This is a genomic window from Pyxidicoccus xibeiensis (genome assembly GCF_024198175.1).
In the GTDB taxonomy this organism is placed as follows: domain Bacteria; phylum Myxococcota; class Myxococcia; order Myxococcales; family Myxococcaceae; genus Myxococcus; species Myxococcus xibeiensis.
This window is the reverse complement of record NZ_JAJVKV010000017.1, coordinates 1-14,886: the sequence shown is the minus strand read 5'-3', so window position 1 is coordinate 14,886 and position 14,886 is coordinate 1. Positions and strand designations below refer to the sequence as shown.

The following is a 14,886-nucleotide window of genomic DNA, read 5'->3' as shown; positions in this document are numbered from 1 at the left end:
CAGCCAGGAGCCCCACCCGCTTCACTTGAAGTCGCGCCGGCTGAAGATGAAGACGGCGAGCGCCACCATCACCCCCGCGTAGCCGACTCCATAGGCCGCCGACTTCACGATGTCCATTGCCGGCGTCACCACGTCATACGCCGCCTGGGGCCGGAAGTTGAGCCGGGCCAGGTTGGGGAGGACGTAGTAGACGCCCTTGCCCAGCCACTGGATGGCGAGGGAGTTCGAGCGGGTCGCCAGGTTGTAGATGTCCGCCGACAGGTGGCCCGCGAAGTACACGCCCGTGGTCACCACCGCCGAGACGAGCTGGCTGGCGAAGCTGGACAGCGCGAAGCCCACGCTGGAGATGACCAGCAGCTCCACCCAGAGCATGCCCGCGGCCACCACCTGGGGCGTGGTGACGGGCACCCCGTAGAGCGCCACCTGGAGGAAGAACACCACCGACATGGCCAGCAGCAGCACCGCCAGCGTCAGCATGTTGCCGGCCAGCCGCCCGACGATGAACAGCGCGCGGGAGATGGGCTTGGAGACGATGAGGAAGATGGTCCGCCGCTCGATTTCGCGGCTGAGCAGGCCACTGGACAGGAAGATGGCCAGCAGCACCAGGGTGAGGCACATGGCCCCCAGCCCCACGTCCGACAGCACCCGCTGGAACGTGTAGACCGTGACGTTGGTGACGAGCGTGGACGCCAGCAGCAGGCCGAGCGTGAAGACCGCCACCACGACGCTGACGCGGTTGCGCCGCGCCTCGCGGAACCCATTGAGCGTGAGCGCACCGAACTCGCGAATCATGAAATCTCTCCTCCTACCGTGCCGTGCTTCGCCTCCTTGAGGGCGTCGAGGAACAGGTCCTCCAGCGAGTAGCGGGTCGGCTGCACCTGCGTCACCCGCCCTCCGTGCAGGAGCGCCTGCTGAAGCAGGGACTGCGCGGCCTCGTTGCCGGTGCGCAAGAGCACCCGGTCCCCGAAGTCCTGCGCGTACGTGAGCTCGTGGCCGAACCCCTGGAGCTGTCCCAGCGACAGCCCCTCCACCGTCATCTCCACCACGGGCGCCTGACCCGACAGTAGCTCCCGCACGCTGCCCTCGCGCACCCGCCGGCCGCCCACCAGCACCACCACCCGCTCGCAGAGCGCCTCCACGTCCGAGATGATGTGCGTGCAGAAGAGGATGGTCGTCCCCCGCTGACGCTCGGCGAGGATGAGGTCTCTCACCTGACGGCGGCCCACCGGGTCCAGGCCCGACGTGGGCTCGTCCAGGATGAGCAGCTTCGGCCGGTTGACGATGGCCTGCGCCAGGCTGATGCGCTGAATCATGCCCTTGGAGTAGCGGCGAATCTGGAGCTTCGCGGCGCGCTCCATCTCCACCATGCCAATGACTTCCTTCACCCGCTGGTCCAGCTCGTGGCCGCTCAGCCCCGCCAGCTGCCCCGCCAGTGTCACCAGCTCCACTCCCGTCAGGTACTCGTAGGGCGCGGGGTTCTCCGGGAGGAAGCCCACCTGCCGCCGCGCCTCCTCATCCGTGGGCGGCAGGCCGAAGAGGCGGGCCTCGCCGACGGACGCCTGCACCAGGTTCATGAGGATCTTGATGGTGGTGGACTTGCCCGCGCCGTTCGGACCGAGCAGCCCGTAGACCTGGCCGGGCTGCACCTCCAGGTCCAACCCCTGGAGCGCCCGGACCTGACGGTTCATCCAGAAGCCCAGTCGGTACGTCTTGGAGAGCCCTCGGACGTCGATAGGCAGGCTGCTGCTCACGGCGCTTCCTCCATGTTCGCTCGCGCGAAGTCGGTCAATCGCTTCTCCTGGGCCGTCGAGTGGCTCCGGCCTTCCTCATCCAGCTGGATGACGCCGCCCAGCGGGTCCTCCGGCACGCGTGGCAGGTCACCCGCCCTCACCAGGTCCGGGAGTCCCGAAGGCAGGCGGCCCTCGCGCTGGCGGTAGGCCTGGACGGCCGCGTCGACCCGGCTGAGCTCCCGCTCCAGCTCCAGCTCCTTCACCCGGCGCTCGAAGAGCTCCCGCGTCTCCGGCTCGTCGGAGGACTGCGCCAGGGAGCGCGCGAAGTCGAGGCCCGCGTCGAAGTTGCCGGCCTGCGCATGCAGCCGCGTCGCCAGGCCCGCCAGGTACTCGGGGGCGTCCGGCAGCTTCGCGGCCTCCTCGATGATCTTCGCAGCCCGCTCGTACTGGCGATGGAAGGTGCTCAGGTTGTAGGCCAGCATGATGCGCAGGTAGACGTGGTCCGGAAAGTTGCGCAGGCCCTTCTCCAGCAGCTGCGTCGACTCCTCCGTGTTGAACCACTTGCCGCCCCGCGCATGGAACGGGATGGCGATACCCGCGAAGAGGTAGACCTGACGGAACTTGGGGTCGAGCTCCGTCACCAGGTCCGCGTAGGCGTAGATGTCACGGTACTCGTGACGGGTGTTGGCCTTGCCCACCGCCTGGATGGTCTGAATCCAGAAGTAGTCCGTGACGAGGTGGTGGATGGGGGCCCCCACCGCGCGCACCACTTCCAGCCGGGGAAGCAGCGGGGGGAGGTGGCCCTGCCGGCCGGGACGCACCGGGGGCGTGGCGAGCACCACGCACAGCGTCGCGGACAGGGCAAGAACGAGGGACCAGAGGAGGCGGCTCGACATAGAGGCGGCGGCCATTATCGCTGGTGGCGTTTCCAGATGTCAGCAGGCGCCTTCACGCTGAACGGTGCCTGCTCGGACTGCGAGATACCGCTCCACGAAGAAGGGGGAGGACAGGCACGTGGCCTGTCCTCCCCCCGGAGCTTCAATCAGCCGCGAGCGCTTACTGGCACTCGACGTCGTTGTTCATGTTGTACGGCAGGCCCTCGGCCGCGTTCAGCTCGTCCGGCTGGAAGGCGTTGCACGCGGACGGGGCGACACCGCCCACCGACTGCGAGGCGATGAACCACTGGTCGTACCCGAGACCGGCGGTCACATCGTTGTCGATGTTACCCACGGCGGTGTGCAGGAAGTGCGAGGTGCCCGCGTTCTGGTACAGACCGGCCGCGTTCGGCAGGCCGCCGTTCACCGTCATCGGGGGGTTGGGCAGGGTCTGCGTGATGCCGTCCGGCATGAACTGGAACTTGAACGTGTCGACCTGGATGATGTGGTTCGCCGTGTTGGGAATGGCCGCGACGGAGCGGTCCTGGGGGACGGCGCCGGAGCCCGCGGGAACCGCGGCGGAGATCACATAGGCGTAGCGGTTGCCGCGCTCGGGGGCGAAGCCGATGGCGCCGGCCAGACCGGAGTAGCGGTCCTTCTCCTGGAAGTAGGACTTCTGGGCGGTGAACAGACCCTTGAGGTTGGACTTCGCCTCACCCTGCTTGGAGCGCGCCTGGAACTTGATGAAGTTCGGGATGGCGATGGCCGCCAGGATGCCGATGATGGCGACGACGATCATCAGCTCGATGAGGGTAAAGCCGCGGTTGCGGGGGTTGAAGCGGGAGACGCGCATTGGGGATTCCTCAGGGGGTTTGCAACGACGAGGGCCTGTTGCCCTGCACTGGACTCTTAGCACATGGGATGCCAACCCCCTCCGGCCCCTGGTGCTGCGCCAACGTCGCGAAATTCCGATGGTGCCCCAATCCCACGCCTGCTGGCCCGCTTCTCAAGTGCCAAAAAATGGCAGTCGGAGGTGACCAGAACTGTCGATCTCCATCAGCGTCCGTCACTTCTCGTCACCCGCCCCGACCCAGGGAAAACCCCTGGAATCCCAGCAGCTTCAGGACTCCCGGACCTCATCGAGTTCATCGACGAGGCCATGCTTGGCGAGCCGGTAGCGGAACGAGCGGAAGGACAGGCCGAGCAGCTCCGCGGCGCGCGTCTTCACGCCGTCGGTGCGCTTGAGGGCGGCCAGGAGGTAGCGCCGCTCGCTGTCGTCGAGGAAGCGCTCCAGGTTGAAGCCGGCGGGCAGCTGCACGTCGCCGGTGGGGGCGGTGGGCTCGCCGCGCAGCGTGGCCGGCAGGGTGTCCGGCCCGAGCGCGTCTCCGTCCGACAGGGCGACGGCCCGCTCGACGATGTTCTGCAGCTGGCGCACGTTGCCGGGCCACGGGTAGCGCTGGAGGATGTCGAGCGCCTCGGGGGTGAAGTGCAGTCCGGGCCGCCCCACCTCCTCCACCAGCCGCGCCAGGAAGTGCCTGGCCAGCAGGGGGATGTCCTCCGCGCGCTCGCGCAGCGGCGGCAGCTCCAGGGTGATGACGTTGAGGCGGTAGAGCAGGTCTTCCCGGAAGCGGCCGGCCTTCACCTCGGCGTCGAGGTTGCGGTTGGTGGCGGCGACGAGGCGGGCCTGGAAGGGCACCTCCTGGCTGCTGCCCACCGGCTTCACCTTTCGCTCCTGGAGCACGCGCAGGAGCTTCACCTGGGTGGCGGGCGGCACCTCGCCAATCTCGTCCAGCAGCACCGTGCCCTCCCCCGCCGCCGCGAGCAGCCCGGCCCTGTCGCTGGTGGCCCCGGTGAAGGCTCCCTTCACGTGGCCGAACAGCTCGCTCTCCAGCACGCCCTCGGAGAGCGCGGCGCAGTTGACGGGCAGGAAGGGGTGCCCGGCGCGGGGGCTCCTGAGGTGCAGCGCGCGGGCAATCAGCTCCTTGCCGGTGCCGCTCTCGCCGTAGATGAGGACGGTGGTGCGCGTGGAGGCGACCTTCTCCACCAGGCCCATGACGGTCTGCATGCGCGCGCTGCGGCCCACGGCGAGCATGCCGGCCCCGGGCAGCAGCTGCGCGCGCAGCGTCAGGTTCTCCTGCCGGAGGGTGCGCTTCTCCAGCGCCTTCTGCACGAGCAGCCGGAGCTCCTCGTTGTCGAAGGGCTTGCAGATGTAGTGGTAGGCGCCCTCCCGCATGGCCTCCACCGCCGAGGCCGCCGTGCCGAAGGCGGTGATGACGATGACCTCGGGCGCGTCCTTCAGGGCCCGCGCGCTGCGCAGCACCTCCATGCCGCTGCCGCTGCCGAGCTTCATGTCGGTGAGCACGAGGTCCACGGGCGCCTTCGCCAGCGCGGCGCTCGCATCCCGTACGCTGCCCGCGCACGTCACCTGGAAGCCCGCCCGCGTGAAGAGCACCTCGAGCACGTCGCGCATCGACGGCTCGTCATCCACCACCAGAATGTGCATGACGCCAAGGTACCAGACGGTACGCGCCCCATGACACGGCCCGCACCGGCCGTTCGGCAGCACGACAGTCGGCTGGGGTGACTTCCACCCCCGGGCATGACCGCGGAGGAGAGGGCGTGCCTCAGTGCACCCGGGAGAGCGCCGTCACGACGTCGACACCCGGCTGCTCGCCCCGAGGGCCGCCAGGGGCGGGGGTGGGCTCGGGCGGTACGGGCCCAGAGAGCGAGGAGCCTGGGGAGCCCGCGGCCTGGACGGGCAGGATGACGGCGAACTCCGTGCCCGCGCCCTCCTCCGAATGGACCCGGATGTCGCCTCCGTGTGCGCGGATGATGGAGTGCGCGGACGCCAGTCCCAGGCCGGTGCCGCCCTCTCGAGTGGTGAAGAAGGGCTCGAAGAGGCGGGGCAGGTCCGTGCGGGGAATGGGCGCGCCGGAGTTCCACACCTTGAGCACCACCTCGCCGTCCGAGCGCGCCACCTCCACGCGCACCAGGCCCTGCGCCCCGGTGGCCTGCAGCGCGTTGCGCGCCAGGTTGAGGAGCACCTGCTGGAGCTGGTCCGGGTCCACCCGGACGTCCACCGGCGCCTCGCCCGTGCCCACCTCCAGCCGGACGTCACGGGCCAGCGGGTCGCCGCGGAGCATCTCCATGGTCTCCGCCACCAGCTGGTCCAGCCGCACCTCCCGCCGCGAGGGCGTGGGCGGCCGCGCGAAGCGCAGGAAGTCCTCCACCAGCCGCGACAGCCGGTCCGCCTCCCGCACCAGCACGCCGGTGAGCTTCACCGTCGCGGCGTCCGCCGTGCGGTCCTGCCCCAGCAGCTGGGCGGAGCCCTTCATGGCGGCCAGCGGGTTGCGGATTTCATGCGCGAGCTGCGCGGACATCGTTCCCAGCGCCGCCAGCCGGTCCGCCCGCCGCAGCCCGTCCTCCATGCGCCGCAGCTCCGTCAGGTCCTGGAAGACGATGAGCAGCGCGCCCTCGCGCTCGTCCTCCAGCGGCGTGGTGCTCAGCCCGAGGATGCGCTCCCCCGCGGGCGTGCGCACGGTCAGCTCGCGCCGGCTGGTGCGCCGCCCCAGGTGCAGCGCCCCGGGCAACAGCTCCTCCAGCATCCGCTCCCGCCCCTTCTCCACGTCGATGCCGAGGATGGCGCCGGCCGCGTGGTTGACGAAGGTGACCTGCCCCTTCGCGTCGCAGGTGACGAGCCCGGAGGGCATGCAGGCCAGAATCTGCGCCTGGAGCGTCTCCAGGCGGTGCAGGTCCTTCTCCTTGGCGGACAGCGCGCCGCCCGCCGCCGACAGCTGCCGGCTGAGGTAGCCGGCCAGCACGGCCACGAGGAACAGCGCGAGGACGTGGGAGACGAGCAGGAACGGGGCGCGCCGGCTGAGGACGGGCTCCCCCAGGCCCTCGTACAAGCCCAGCACGACCCCCGCGTAGATGACCGAGCCGGCCGCCGCCAGCGCCAGCGCGCCGCGCCGCTCCAGCAGGATGGCGCCGCTGATGACCGCCAGCGAGTAGGTGAAGGTGAAGGGGGAGTCCCCGCCGCCGGTGAGCACGACGAGGACCGTGGCGATGACCAGGTCCCCCAGCACCTGGGTGATGACCGCCGGCAGCGTCCAGCGCCCGCGCCGCACCGCCACCGCGGTGACGAGCGAGAGCAGGTAGATGAACCCGATGATGGAGAAGGCGAACCAGTCGCCCCGGTCCGGCTCCGCGGGCGTCTGGGCGAGCAGCCGCAGGACGATGGCCACCAGCGACAGGCTGGTGGCCACGAGCCGGAAGGCGATGAGCCAGGTCAGCTTGCGGCGCAGCTCCTCCGGGTGGGAGGGGCCGCGTCCGCCCGCCGGGTGCGAGCTACTTGATGGCGCCGGCAATGGAGAAGATGGGCAGGTACATGGCGATGAGGAAGCCACCGACCACGCCGCCGAGGAACACCATGAGCAGCGGCTCAATCATGGCGGTGAGCGAGCTGACGGCGGTGTCGACCTCGTCGTCATAGAAGTCGGCGATCTTGTTGAGCATGGTGTCCATGGCGCCGGTGGCCTCACCGACGCCAATCATCTGCACCACCATGGAGGGGAACACCTTGGTCTCCGCCAGCGGGCCCGCGATGTTCTTGCCCTCGGAGATCTTGCTCCGCACGTAGTAGATGGCCTCTTCCACCGTGCGGTTACCGGCCGTCTTGGCGGTGACGTCCAGCGCGTCGAGGATGGGCACGCCGGAGGAGAGCATGGTGCCCAGCGTGCGGGTGAAGCGGGCCACGGCCACCTTGCGGAGCACCGACCCGAACAGCGGCATCTTCAGGAAGACCTTGTCCCAGAACTTGCGGCCCCGGGGCTGGCGGTAGGTCCAGGTGAAGGAGACCGCCAGCACGACGACGCCGACGATGACGTGGAAGACGTACGCCTGCGCGAACTTGGAGAAGTCCACCACGAACTGGGTGGGAGCCGGCAGCGCGGAGCCGAAGTCCGAGAACATCTTCTCGAACACCGGCGTCACCTTCAGCAGCAGCAGCGCCGTCACGCCGATGGCCACCAGGATGACGATGGCCGGGTAGGTCATCGCGCCCTTGACCTTGCGCTTGAGCTTCTCGCTCTTCTCGCGGTAGGCGGCGAGCCGGTTGAGGATGGAGTCGAGGATACCGCCCACCTCACCCGCGGCGCACAGCTGGGTGTAGAGCTCGTCGAAGACCTTGGGGTGGTCCTTCAGGGCGTCAGCGAAGGTGCTGCCCTGCTCCACCTTGCCCTTGATGGCGAACAACACCTTCTTGAAGGCGGGGTTGTCCATCTGGCTGGCCAGGATGTCGAGGCACTGCACCAGCGGCAGGCCGGCGTCGATCATCGTGGCGAACTGCCGGGTGAAGACGAGGATGTCCTTGCCCGTCACCCCGCCGATGCCCGGCATGGAGATGGCGCCATCCAGGGCGCCCTTCTTGCGCACCTTGGTGGGATTGAGCCCGAGCGACTTGAGGCGCGCGTTGACGGCCTCGGTGTCGAGGGCCTCCATCTCGCCCTTCTTGACCTCGCCGCTCTTGGTCTTCGCCTCCCAGAGGAACTGGGCCGTGTTCTTCTTGGGCGCTGCCATCTTCTGCTGCACTGCCGGTGCTGCCATGGACTGGACCTCCGCGGACGCCGCGCGAGTCTAACCTGTGATTTCCGAATCCCGGAACTAACGAGCGCCCGCTCCCCCGGCTGGCCGCTGCTGCGGCATGCCCGGGAGGCCCGCACCACCACTGGCCAGGATGTTGCGCAGCTCCTCCGGGTCGCTGGAGCGACCGAAGGCCTCGTCCTGGGAGATGAGCCGGCGGATGAGCAGCGCCGCCAGCGCCTGATTGAAGGTCTGCATGCCGAACTTCGCCTGGCCGACCTGCATGGAGGAGTAGATCTGGTGGACCTTGTCCTCGCGGATGAGGTTGCGGATGGCGGGGTTGGGCACCATCACCTCCAGCGCGAGGATGCGGCCGGGGCCGCCCGCCTTGGCCACCAGCGCCTGGCTCATCACGCCCTCGAGCACGAAGGAGAGCTGGGCGCGCACCTGCGGCTGCTGGTACGGCGGGAACACGTCCAGCACGCGGTTGATGGTCTGCACCGCGCTATTGGTGTGTAGCGTGGCGTAGCAGATGTGGCCCGTCTCGGCGATGGTGAGCGCCGCTTCGATGGTCTCCAAATCGCGGAGCTCGCCGACGAGCACCACGTCCGGGTCCTGGCGGAGGATGTACTTGAGGGCCGTCTTGAAGTTGCGCGTGTCCGCGCCCACCTCGCGCTGGTTCACGAGGCAGTTCTTGTGCGGGTGCAGGTACTCGATGGGGTCCTCGATGGTCATGATGTGCTCATGACGCTCGGTGTTGATCTTGTCGATCATCGAGGCCAGCGTGGTGGACTTGCCCGAGCCCGTGGGGCCCGTCACCAGGATGAGGCCGCGGGGCTTCTTCACCAGCTCCGCGACGACGGGCGGCAGGCCCAGCTCCTGGAACGTCAAAATCTTGAAGGGAATGGTCCGGAACGCGCCGGCCACCGCGCCACGCTGCATGAAGATGTTGGCGCGGAAGCGCGACAGGCCCTTCACACCGAAGGACAGGTCCAGCTCGTTGTCCTCTTCGAACTTGTGCTTCTGGGCGTCCGTGAGGATGGAGTAGCAGAGCTGCTTGGTCTCCACCGGAGTCAACGGCGCCGTCTTCAAGGGGACGAGCTCGCCGTCGACTCGAAGCTGCGGCGGAGAGCCGGTGGTGACGTGGAGGTCGGAAGCGCCCTTCTCGACCATCGCCTTGAGGAGCTGGTGCAGGTTGGCCACGGGGGGATGTCCTTCGGTGAGGCGGTGGGGGAAGCGTGACGACTAGAAGCGGTCCGGGGCCGTGTTGCCGACGACCTCTTCGAGGGTGGTGGCGCCGTCCATCATCTTGCGGAGGCCGGACATGCGCAGGCTGCTCATGCCCAGGCGGATGGCCTCCTGCTTGAGCTCGGCGGCGGAGCCACCGTTGATGACCAGCTCCTTGAGGCCGTCCCAGAAGGGCATGACCTCGTAGATGGCGACACGGCCACGGTAGCCGCGGTCATTGCAGTCGCGGCAGCCGACCTTCTCGTACATGGTGAAGGTGCCCATCTTGTCCGGGGGCACGCCGGCGTCGATGAGGGCCTGCTCGTCCACGTTCTCCGCCGGCTTCTTGCAGGCGGGGCACAGGCGGCGCGCCAGACGCTGGGCGAGGATGAGGTTGAGCGAGGCCGTCACGAGGAACGGCTCGATGCCCATGTTGAGCAGACGGCTCACCGTGCCCGGGGCGTCGTTGGTGTGCAGCGTGGAGAGCACGAGGTGGCCGGTGAGGGCCGCCTTGACGCCGATTTCCGCCGTCTCGAAGTCACGGATCTCACCAATCATGATGATGTCCGGGTCCTGGCGAAGGAAGGAGCGCAGCGAGGCGGCGAAGTTGAGGCCGATGTCCTCGTGCATCTGCACCTGGTTGATGCCGGCGAAGTTGAACTCGACGGGGTCCTCGGCGGTGCAGATGTTGGTGTCCACGCCGTTGAGGCTGGAGAGCGCGGAGTACAGCGTCGTCGTCTTGCCGGAGCCCGTGGGGCCCGTCACCAGCACCATGCCGTAGGGCCGGTCGATGGCTTCCTTGAACCAGGCCAGCGGCTGCGCGTCGAAGCCCAGCTTGGTCATGTCCAGCTGGAGGTTGCTCTTGTCGAGCAGACGCATAACCACCTTCTCGCCGAAGAGCGTGGGGCACACGCTCACGCGGAAGTCCATCTCCTTGCCGCCGCCAATCTTGATCTTGATGCGGCCGTCCTGCGGCAGGCGCCGCTCGGAGATGTCCAGCGAGGCCATGATCTTCAGACGCGAGGTGATCGCGTTGCGAAGCTTCATGGGCGGGCGCATGACCTCGTACATCACACCGTCGATCCGGAAGCGGACGCGGAAGTCCTTCTCGTACGGTTCGATGTGGATGTCGGACGCGCGCTTCTTGATGGCGTCCATGAGGATGAGGTTCACCAGCTTGACCACGGGCGCGTCATCCGCGGCCTTGGTCATCTCGTCGAGGTTCTCCGCCTCTTCCTTGACGGTCTCGATGTCGTCGCCCACGTCACCGACGATGTCCTCGAGGGAGGGGCCCTTCTCCGCGTAGTAGCGCTCGATGGCCTCGCGGATGGAGACCTCGGAGGCGACCACCGTCTCGATGTTGTAGCCGGTGAGGAACTTCAGGTCGTCCACCGCGAAGATGTTGGACGGGTCGCACATGGCGGCGATGAGCGACGGGCCGGCGCGGTTGACGGGGATCACCAGATGCTTCTCGGCCACTTCCTTGGGCACGAGCTTGATGATCTCCGGGTCGATGTCGAAGTCCTTCAGGTTGATGGCCGGCACGCCGTACTGCTTGGAGAGGAAGTCGGTCAGCTTCGACTCCTCGATGGCGCCCGTCTTGATGAGGGCGGTGCCGATGCGCGTGCCGTTCTTCTGCTGCTCTTCCTGGGCCTTGCGCAGCTGCTGGACGGAGATGAGGTTCTCGCGAACCAGCAGTTCACCGAGTCGACCGGACATTCGTTGAAGCCTCTTCCTTGAGGAAAGAAGAAAGAGACGGGCGGGGGGCCCGTCTCGCGTGCAGGAGACCGAGGGGAGATGCCAGAGGGCCATGGGCGCCCCTGGCACGGTTCCTGATTACGAATTAGAGGGGAGCCGCGCGCGCCCGTCAAGGCGCCCCTGCCTGCTCCCCTGCTCGGTCAAACCGTTGAAGAGACACGGGAAAAACGCTCAGTCACCCACACCGGCGATGACAGTGCGCGCGGCCTCCACGTCCCGCTTTATCTGCCCGACGAGCTCGGCCACCGAGCCGAAGCGCTGCTCGGGGCGCAGCCGCTCCAGGAACTGCACCCGGAGCTCCTTGCCATAGAGGTCGCCCGAAAAATCCAGCAGGTGGGCCTCGATGGTGACCTCGGTGCCGCCAAAGGTGGGCTTCACACCGATGTTGGCCGCGCCCGCGTGCCAGGCGCCCTCCGGCTCGCCTGGCAGGTGGACGCGGATGGCGTACACGCCGGGTGCGGGGCGCAGCTCGTTCTGGGTGTCCACGTTGGCGGTGGGAAAGCCGATGCCCCGCCCCCGCCCGGCGCCGGCCACCACCGTGCCGTCCAGGTCGAACGGGCGGCCCAGAAGCCGCCGCGCGGCGGACACGCGCCCCTCCAGGATGTACTCGCGCACCCGCGAGGACGAGGCCACGACGCCGTCCACGGTGACGGGGGCGACGACATGGACCTGGGCGCCATGCCGGGCGGCCGCCTCGCGCAGGGTGCTCACGGTGCCCCCGCGCATGGCGCCATAGGTGAAGTCGCTGCCCACCACCACGTGCGCCACACCGAGCGCGTCGAAAAGGGCGGACTCGAAATCCGACGGCGGCGTGCGCGCGTAGTCCCGGGAGAAGGGCTGCACCACCGCCGCCTCCAGCCCACAGCCGGCGAACAGCTCCAGCTTGCGGGGCAGCAGCGTAATCAGCTTGGGCGCCAGGTCCGGCTGGAGCACCTTGCCCGGGTGGGGATGGAAGGTGAAGGCAGCGGCGCCCGCGTGCCTGCGGGCCTCCGCGAAGAGGGCCTGGTGGCCCACGTGTACCCCGTCGAAGTTGCCCAGCGCGAGCGCCCGGCCGGCCAGGAAACGGCCCGCCTCCGCCACCGAGTGGAAGACCTTCATGCCCCTCGTATACCCCAGCCCCGCAGGACGGGTCCGCGCGTTTTTCCCTGGCCAGGACGGGCCCGGCCGTGGTTGGAGGCGCCCCTTCCATGCCCCGTCCCCGCCTGCTGCCAGAGCCCGTCGGCCTCAAGTTCGTCGAGATGGAGACTCCGCCGGACTGGGACGCGGAGTTCGGCTACTCCGGCCCGCTGGAGCTGGAGATCGGCTCCGGCGCCGGCGGCCATGCCCTGGAGTACTGCCGCCGCCACCCCGAGGTGCGCTTCGTCGCCTTCGAGTGGCGCAAGAAGTACGCGCGCGACACCCAGTCCCGCGCGGAGAAGGCCGGCATGCGCAACCTGCGCGTCATCGAGGCAGATGCCCGCTTCATCGTCCCCCGCATCTTCGCTCCCGACTCGCTGGCCTGCATCCACCTCCAGTTCCCGGACCCCTGGTGGAAGCGCTCCCACGCCAAGCGCGCCGTCGTCCAGCCCGCCTTCGCCGAGCTGCTGTACTCCAAGCTCGCACCCGGCGGCCGCTTCGACATGCGCACCGACGTGAAGGACCGCGGCGAGTCCATGCTGGCCATCCTGGAATCCGTGGGTTTCCAGAACCCCCTGGGTTCAGGGGTTTTCCATCCGTATGACCCCGAAGAAGTGCCTTCCACGCGAGAGCGGCGCTACCTGGCGAGCGGGGAGCCGGTGTACCGCGCCCGGCTGGTGAAGCCCGGGTGACGTCCGGATGACGGGCACTTGGGCGCCCCCCTTGGCTTCCCAATCTTGGCAGGTGAGAATTGCAAGTATTCCCGTAGTGCGCGATGATTGTGACGGGGGCGCAACATCATGGCGGACGGCGAACGGAAGAGGACGCTGGAGGTAGCCCGCCGTGCGACACCGGGAGCCGAGCTCAGCGGCCGGACGGTGCTCATCGTGGATGACGACCCCGCGCACGTGCGCCATGTCCGGGAGGGCCTGGCGCCACACGGTTACATCTTCAAGGAAGCGCACGACGGGACGCAGGCGCTGTCGGCCATCCGCCAGGCGCGGCCGGACCTCATCCTGATGGATGTGGAGATGCCTGGGCTGGGGGGGGTGGAGGTGTGCCGCATCATCAAGGCGAACTCGGGGGAGGACGGCTTCGGCTTCATCCCGGTGATTCTGATGACGGCGCGGCAGGCGGCGGGGAAGGTGGAGGGGCTGGAGCTGGGGGCGGACGACTACCTGGTGAAGCCGTTCGACATGCTGGAGCTGTCGGCGCGGGTGAAGTCGATGCTGCGGCTGAAGGTGCTGCAGGACGCGCTGGTGGAGAAGAACCGGGAGCTGGACAAGGCGAACAAGGAGCTGGCGCGGCGGCGCGAGGAGCTGCTGGCGCTCAGCCGCACGGACAGCCTGACGGGGCTGTTCAACCGGCGCTACTTCGAGGAGCGGCTGCACGAGGAGTTCGCGCGCTCGCGGCGGTACGGCTCCCCCCTGTCGCTGGTGATGCTGGACATCGACCACTTCAAGCGCATCAACGACACCTTCGGGCACCCCTTCGGGGACCAGGTGCTCAAGGCGGTGGCGCAGACGGCGCGGGCGCGGCTGCGGGAGGTGGACCTGATTGCCCGCTACGGCGGCGAGGAGCTCATCGCCATCCTGCCGGAGACGACGCCGGCGGACGCCCTGCGGGTGTGCGAGCGCGTGCGCGAGGCGATTGCGTCACTGGGGCTGGAGCACCCGGCAGAGGACGGGACGGCGCGAGAGGTGCGGCTGACGGCGTCGCTGGGGGTGGCCACGGTGCCCTCCGCCGACCTGACGAGCGCGGAGGCCCTGCTGAGGGCGGCGGACACCAGCCTCTATGCAGCCAAGGGGGCTGGCCGCAACCGGGTTCACCAGCACGCTGCGTAGGAGGGATGAAGCTCGGGCTTTCCCCCGGCCACGCTTTGACCTAAATCCCTGTTTCCATGCGCCTGACTGTGACGATGCCCTGGCTGGTGGCCCTGGTCCTGCTCGGCCTGGGCGGCTGCAACCGGCCGCGCTTCGGCACCCCCCAGGACGCCTACACCTCCTTCCACCGGCTGGTGAAGCGGGGGGAGCTGAAGGAGGCCTGGGCCGTCCTCTCCAAGCCCACGCAGGACGCGCTGGCCGAGCGGGCCCAGGCGGTGGGCAAGGCTTCGGGAAGCACGGAGCCACCGGAGCCCATGGCCCTCTTCTTCGCGAATGTCCCTCCCCCTCCGGATGTTACGGAGGTCTCGCTGGTCCGGGAGGAGGGCGACGAGGCGACAGTGCTCGTACGCTCGCCAGGAAGCACCCACGAGGTCCGGATGGTCCGAGAGCCATCCGGATGGAAGGTGGACCTCTCAGCATCCCTCCAGCCGTGAAGCCGGGCATGCCCGGACGACTCGCATCAGGTAACGTAAGACTGTGAACGACAGGAAGACACGGCGGGTGGTCCCCGCGGTCGAAGTCATCCGGCGCCCGGCCTCCACGCCCGGGAGTGCCACCGTGACGCCGACCCCCACGGCCTCTCCCACCCCGGCGCCCACGCCGCGCCCCACCCCCACGCCCCGGCCGACCGCCGCGGCGCCCACTCCCACGCCCGCGCCCCGGCCAGCCGCCACGGCGCCCACGCCGACGCCCGCGCCCCGGCCCGCCGTCACGGCC

Annotated in this window: 13 protein-coding genes; 3 read left to right on the top strand and 10 right to left on the bottom strand. The window is 68.8% G+C overall.

The window, feature by feature from the left end:
- Positions 1-21: 21 nt before the first annotated feature.
- The 10 genes from LXT23_RS42420 to LXT23_RS42375 all read right to left on the bottom strand — a co-directional run bounded on the left by LXT23_RS42420 (position 22) and on the right by LXT23_RS42375 (position 12,268).
- Positions 22-792 (bottom strand): ABC transporter permease, encoded by a 771-nt coding sequence (locus LXT23_RS42420; protein WP_253986198.1) that lies wholly within the window; start codon positions 790-792, stop codon positions 22-24.
- Positions 789-1,751 carry an ABC transporter ATP-binding protein gene (locus LXT23_RS42415; RefSeq protein WP_253986197.1) on the bottom strand — a complete coding sequence of 321 codons (963 nt, stop codon included), beginning with the start codon at positions 1,749-1,751 and terminating at the stop codon, positions 789-791. Before LXT23_RS42415 ends, LXT23_RS42420 begins: the two co-directional genes overlap by 4 nt.
- On the bottom strand, positions 1,748-2,641 hold the full coding sequence (locus LXT23_RS42410; RefSeq protein WP_253986196.1) for a tetratricopeptide repeat protein: 894 nt from the start codon (positions 2,639-2,641) through the stop codon (positions 1,748-1,750). Before LXT23_RS42410 ends, LXT23_RS42415 begins: the two co-directional genes overlap by 4 nt.
- 145 nt (positions 2,642-2,786) lie before the next feature.
- Positions 2,787-3,458, bottom strand: coding sequence for a prepilin-type N-terminal cleavage/methylation domain-containing protein (locus LXT23_RS42405; RefSeq protein ID WP_253986195.1), 672 nt, complete (start codon positions 3,456-3,458; stop codon positions 2,787-2,789).
- Between the two features lie 267 nt (positions 3,459-3,725).
- Entirely contained in the window at positions 3,726-5,108 is a 1,383-nt protein-coding gene (locus LXT23_RS42400; RefSeq protein WP_253986194.1) for a sigma-54-dependent transcriptional regulator, read from the bottom strand.
- 121 nt (positions 5,109-5,229) lie between these two features.
- On the bottom strand, positions 5,230-6,972 hold the full coding sequence (locus tag LXT23_RS42395; RefSeq protein ID WP_253986193.1) for a two-component system sensor histidine kinase NtrB: 1,743 nt from the start codon (positions 6,970-6,972) through the stop codon (positions 5,230-5,232).
- Positions 6,953-8,209: a type II secretion system F family protein gene (locus LXT23_RS42390; protein ID WP_253986192.1), complete on the bottom strand. Its 1,257-nt coding sequence runs from the start codon at positions 8,207-8,209 to the stop codon at positions 6,953-6,955. Before LXT23_RS42390 ends, LXT23_RS42395 begins: the two co-directional genes overlap by 20 nt.
- 57 nt (positions 8,210-8,266) lie before the next feature.
- Positions 8,267-9,388 (bottom strand): type IV pilus twitching motility protein PilT, encoded by a 1,122-nt coding sequence (locus LXT23_RS42385; protein WP_253986191.1) that lies wholly within the window; start codon positions 9,386-9,388, stop codon positions 8,267-8,269.
- Positions 9,389-9,430: 42 nt separating this feature from the next.
- Complete coding sequence (gene pilB, locus LXT23_RS42380) at positions 9,431-11,131, bottom strand: type IV-A pilus assembly ATPase PilB (RefSeq protein ID WP_253986190.1); 1,701 nt, start codon at positions 11,129-11,131, stop codon at positions 9,431-9,433.
- 210 nt (positions 11,132-11,341) lie between these two features.
- Positions 11,342-12,268 carry a bifunctional riboflavin kinase/FAD synthetase gene (locus LXT23_RS42375; RefSeq protein WP_253986189.1) on the bottom strand — a complete coding sequence of 309 codons (927 nt, stop codon included), beginning with the start codon at positions 12,266-12,268 and terminating at the stop codon, positions 11,342-11,344.
- 89 nt (positions 12,269-12,357) lie between these two features.
- On the opposite strand from LXT23_RS42375, the gene trmB reads away from it, so the two are divergent.
- The 3 genes from trmB to LXT23_RS42360 all read left to right on the top strand — a co-directional run bounded on the left by trmB (position 12,358) and on the right by LXT23_RS42360 (position 14,603).
- Positions 12,358-12,978 carry a tRNA (guanine(46)-N(7))-methyltransferase TrmB gene (gene trmB, locus LXT23_RS42370; protein ID WP_253986188.1) on the top strand — a complete coding sequence of 207 codons (621 nt, stop codon included), beginning with the start codon at positions 12,358-12,360 and terminating at the stop codon, positions 12,976-12,978.
- 108 nt (positions 12,979-13,086) lie between these two features.
- Positions 13,087-14,130 carry a diguanylate cyclase gene (locus tag LXT23_RS42365; RefSeq protein WP_253986187.1) on the top strand — a complete coding sequence of 348 codons (1,044 nt, stop codon included), beginning with the start codon at positions 13,087-13,089 and terminating at the stop codon, positions 14,128-14,130.
- Between the two features lie 56 nt (positions 14,131-14,186).
- Positions 14,187-14,603, top strand: coding sequence for a nuclear transport factor 2 family protein (locus LXT23_RS42360; protein ID WP_253986186.1), 417 nt, complete (start codon positions 14,187-14,189; stop codon positions 14,601-14,603).
- Positions 14,604-14,886: the final 283 nt, after the last annotated feature.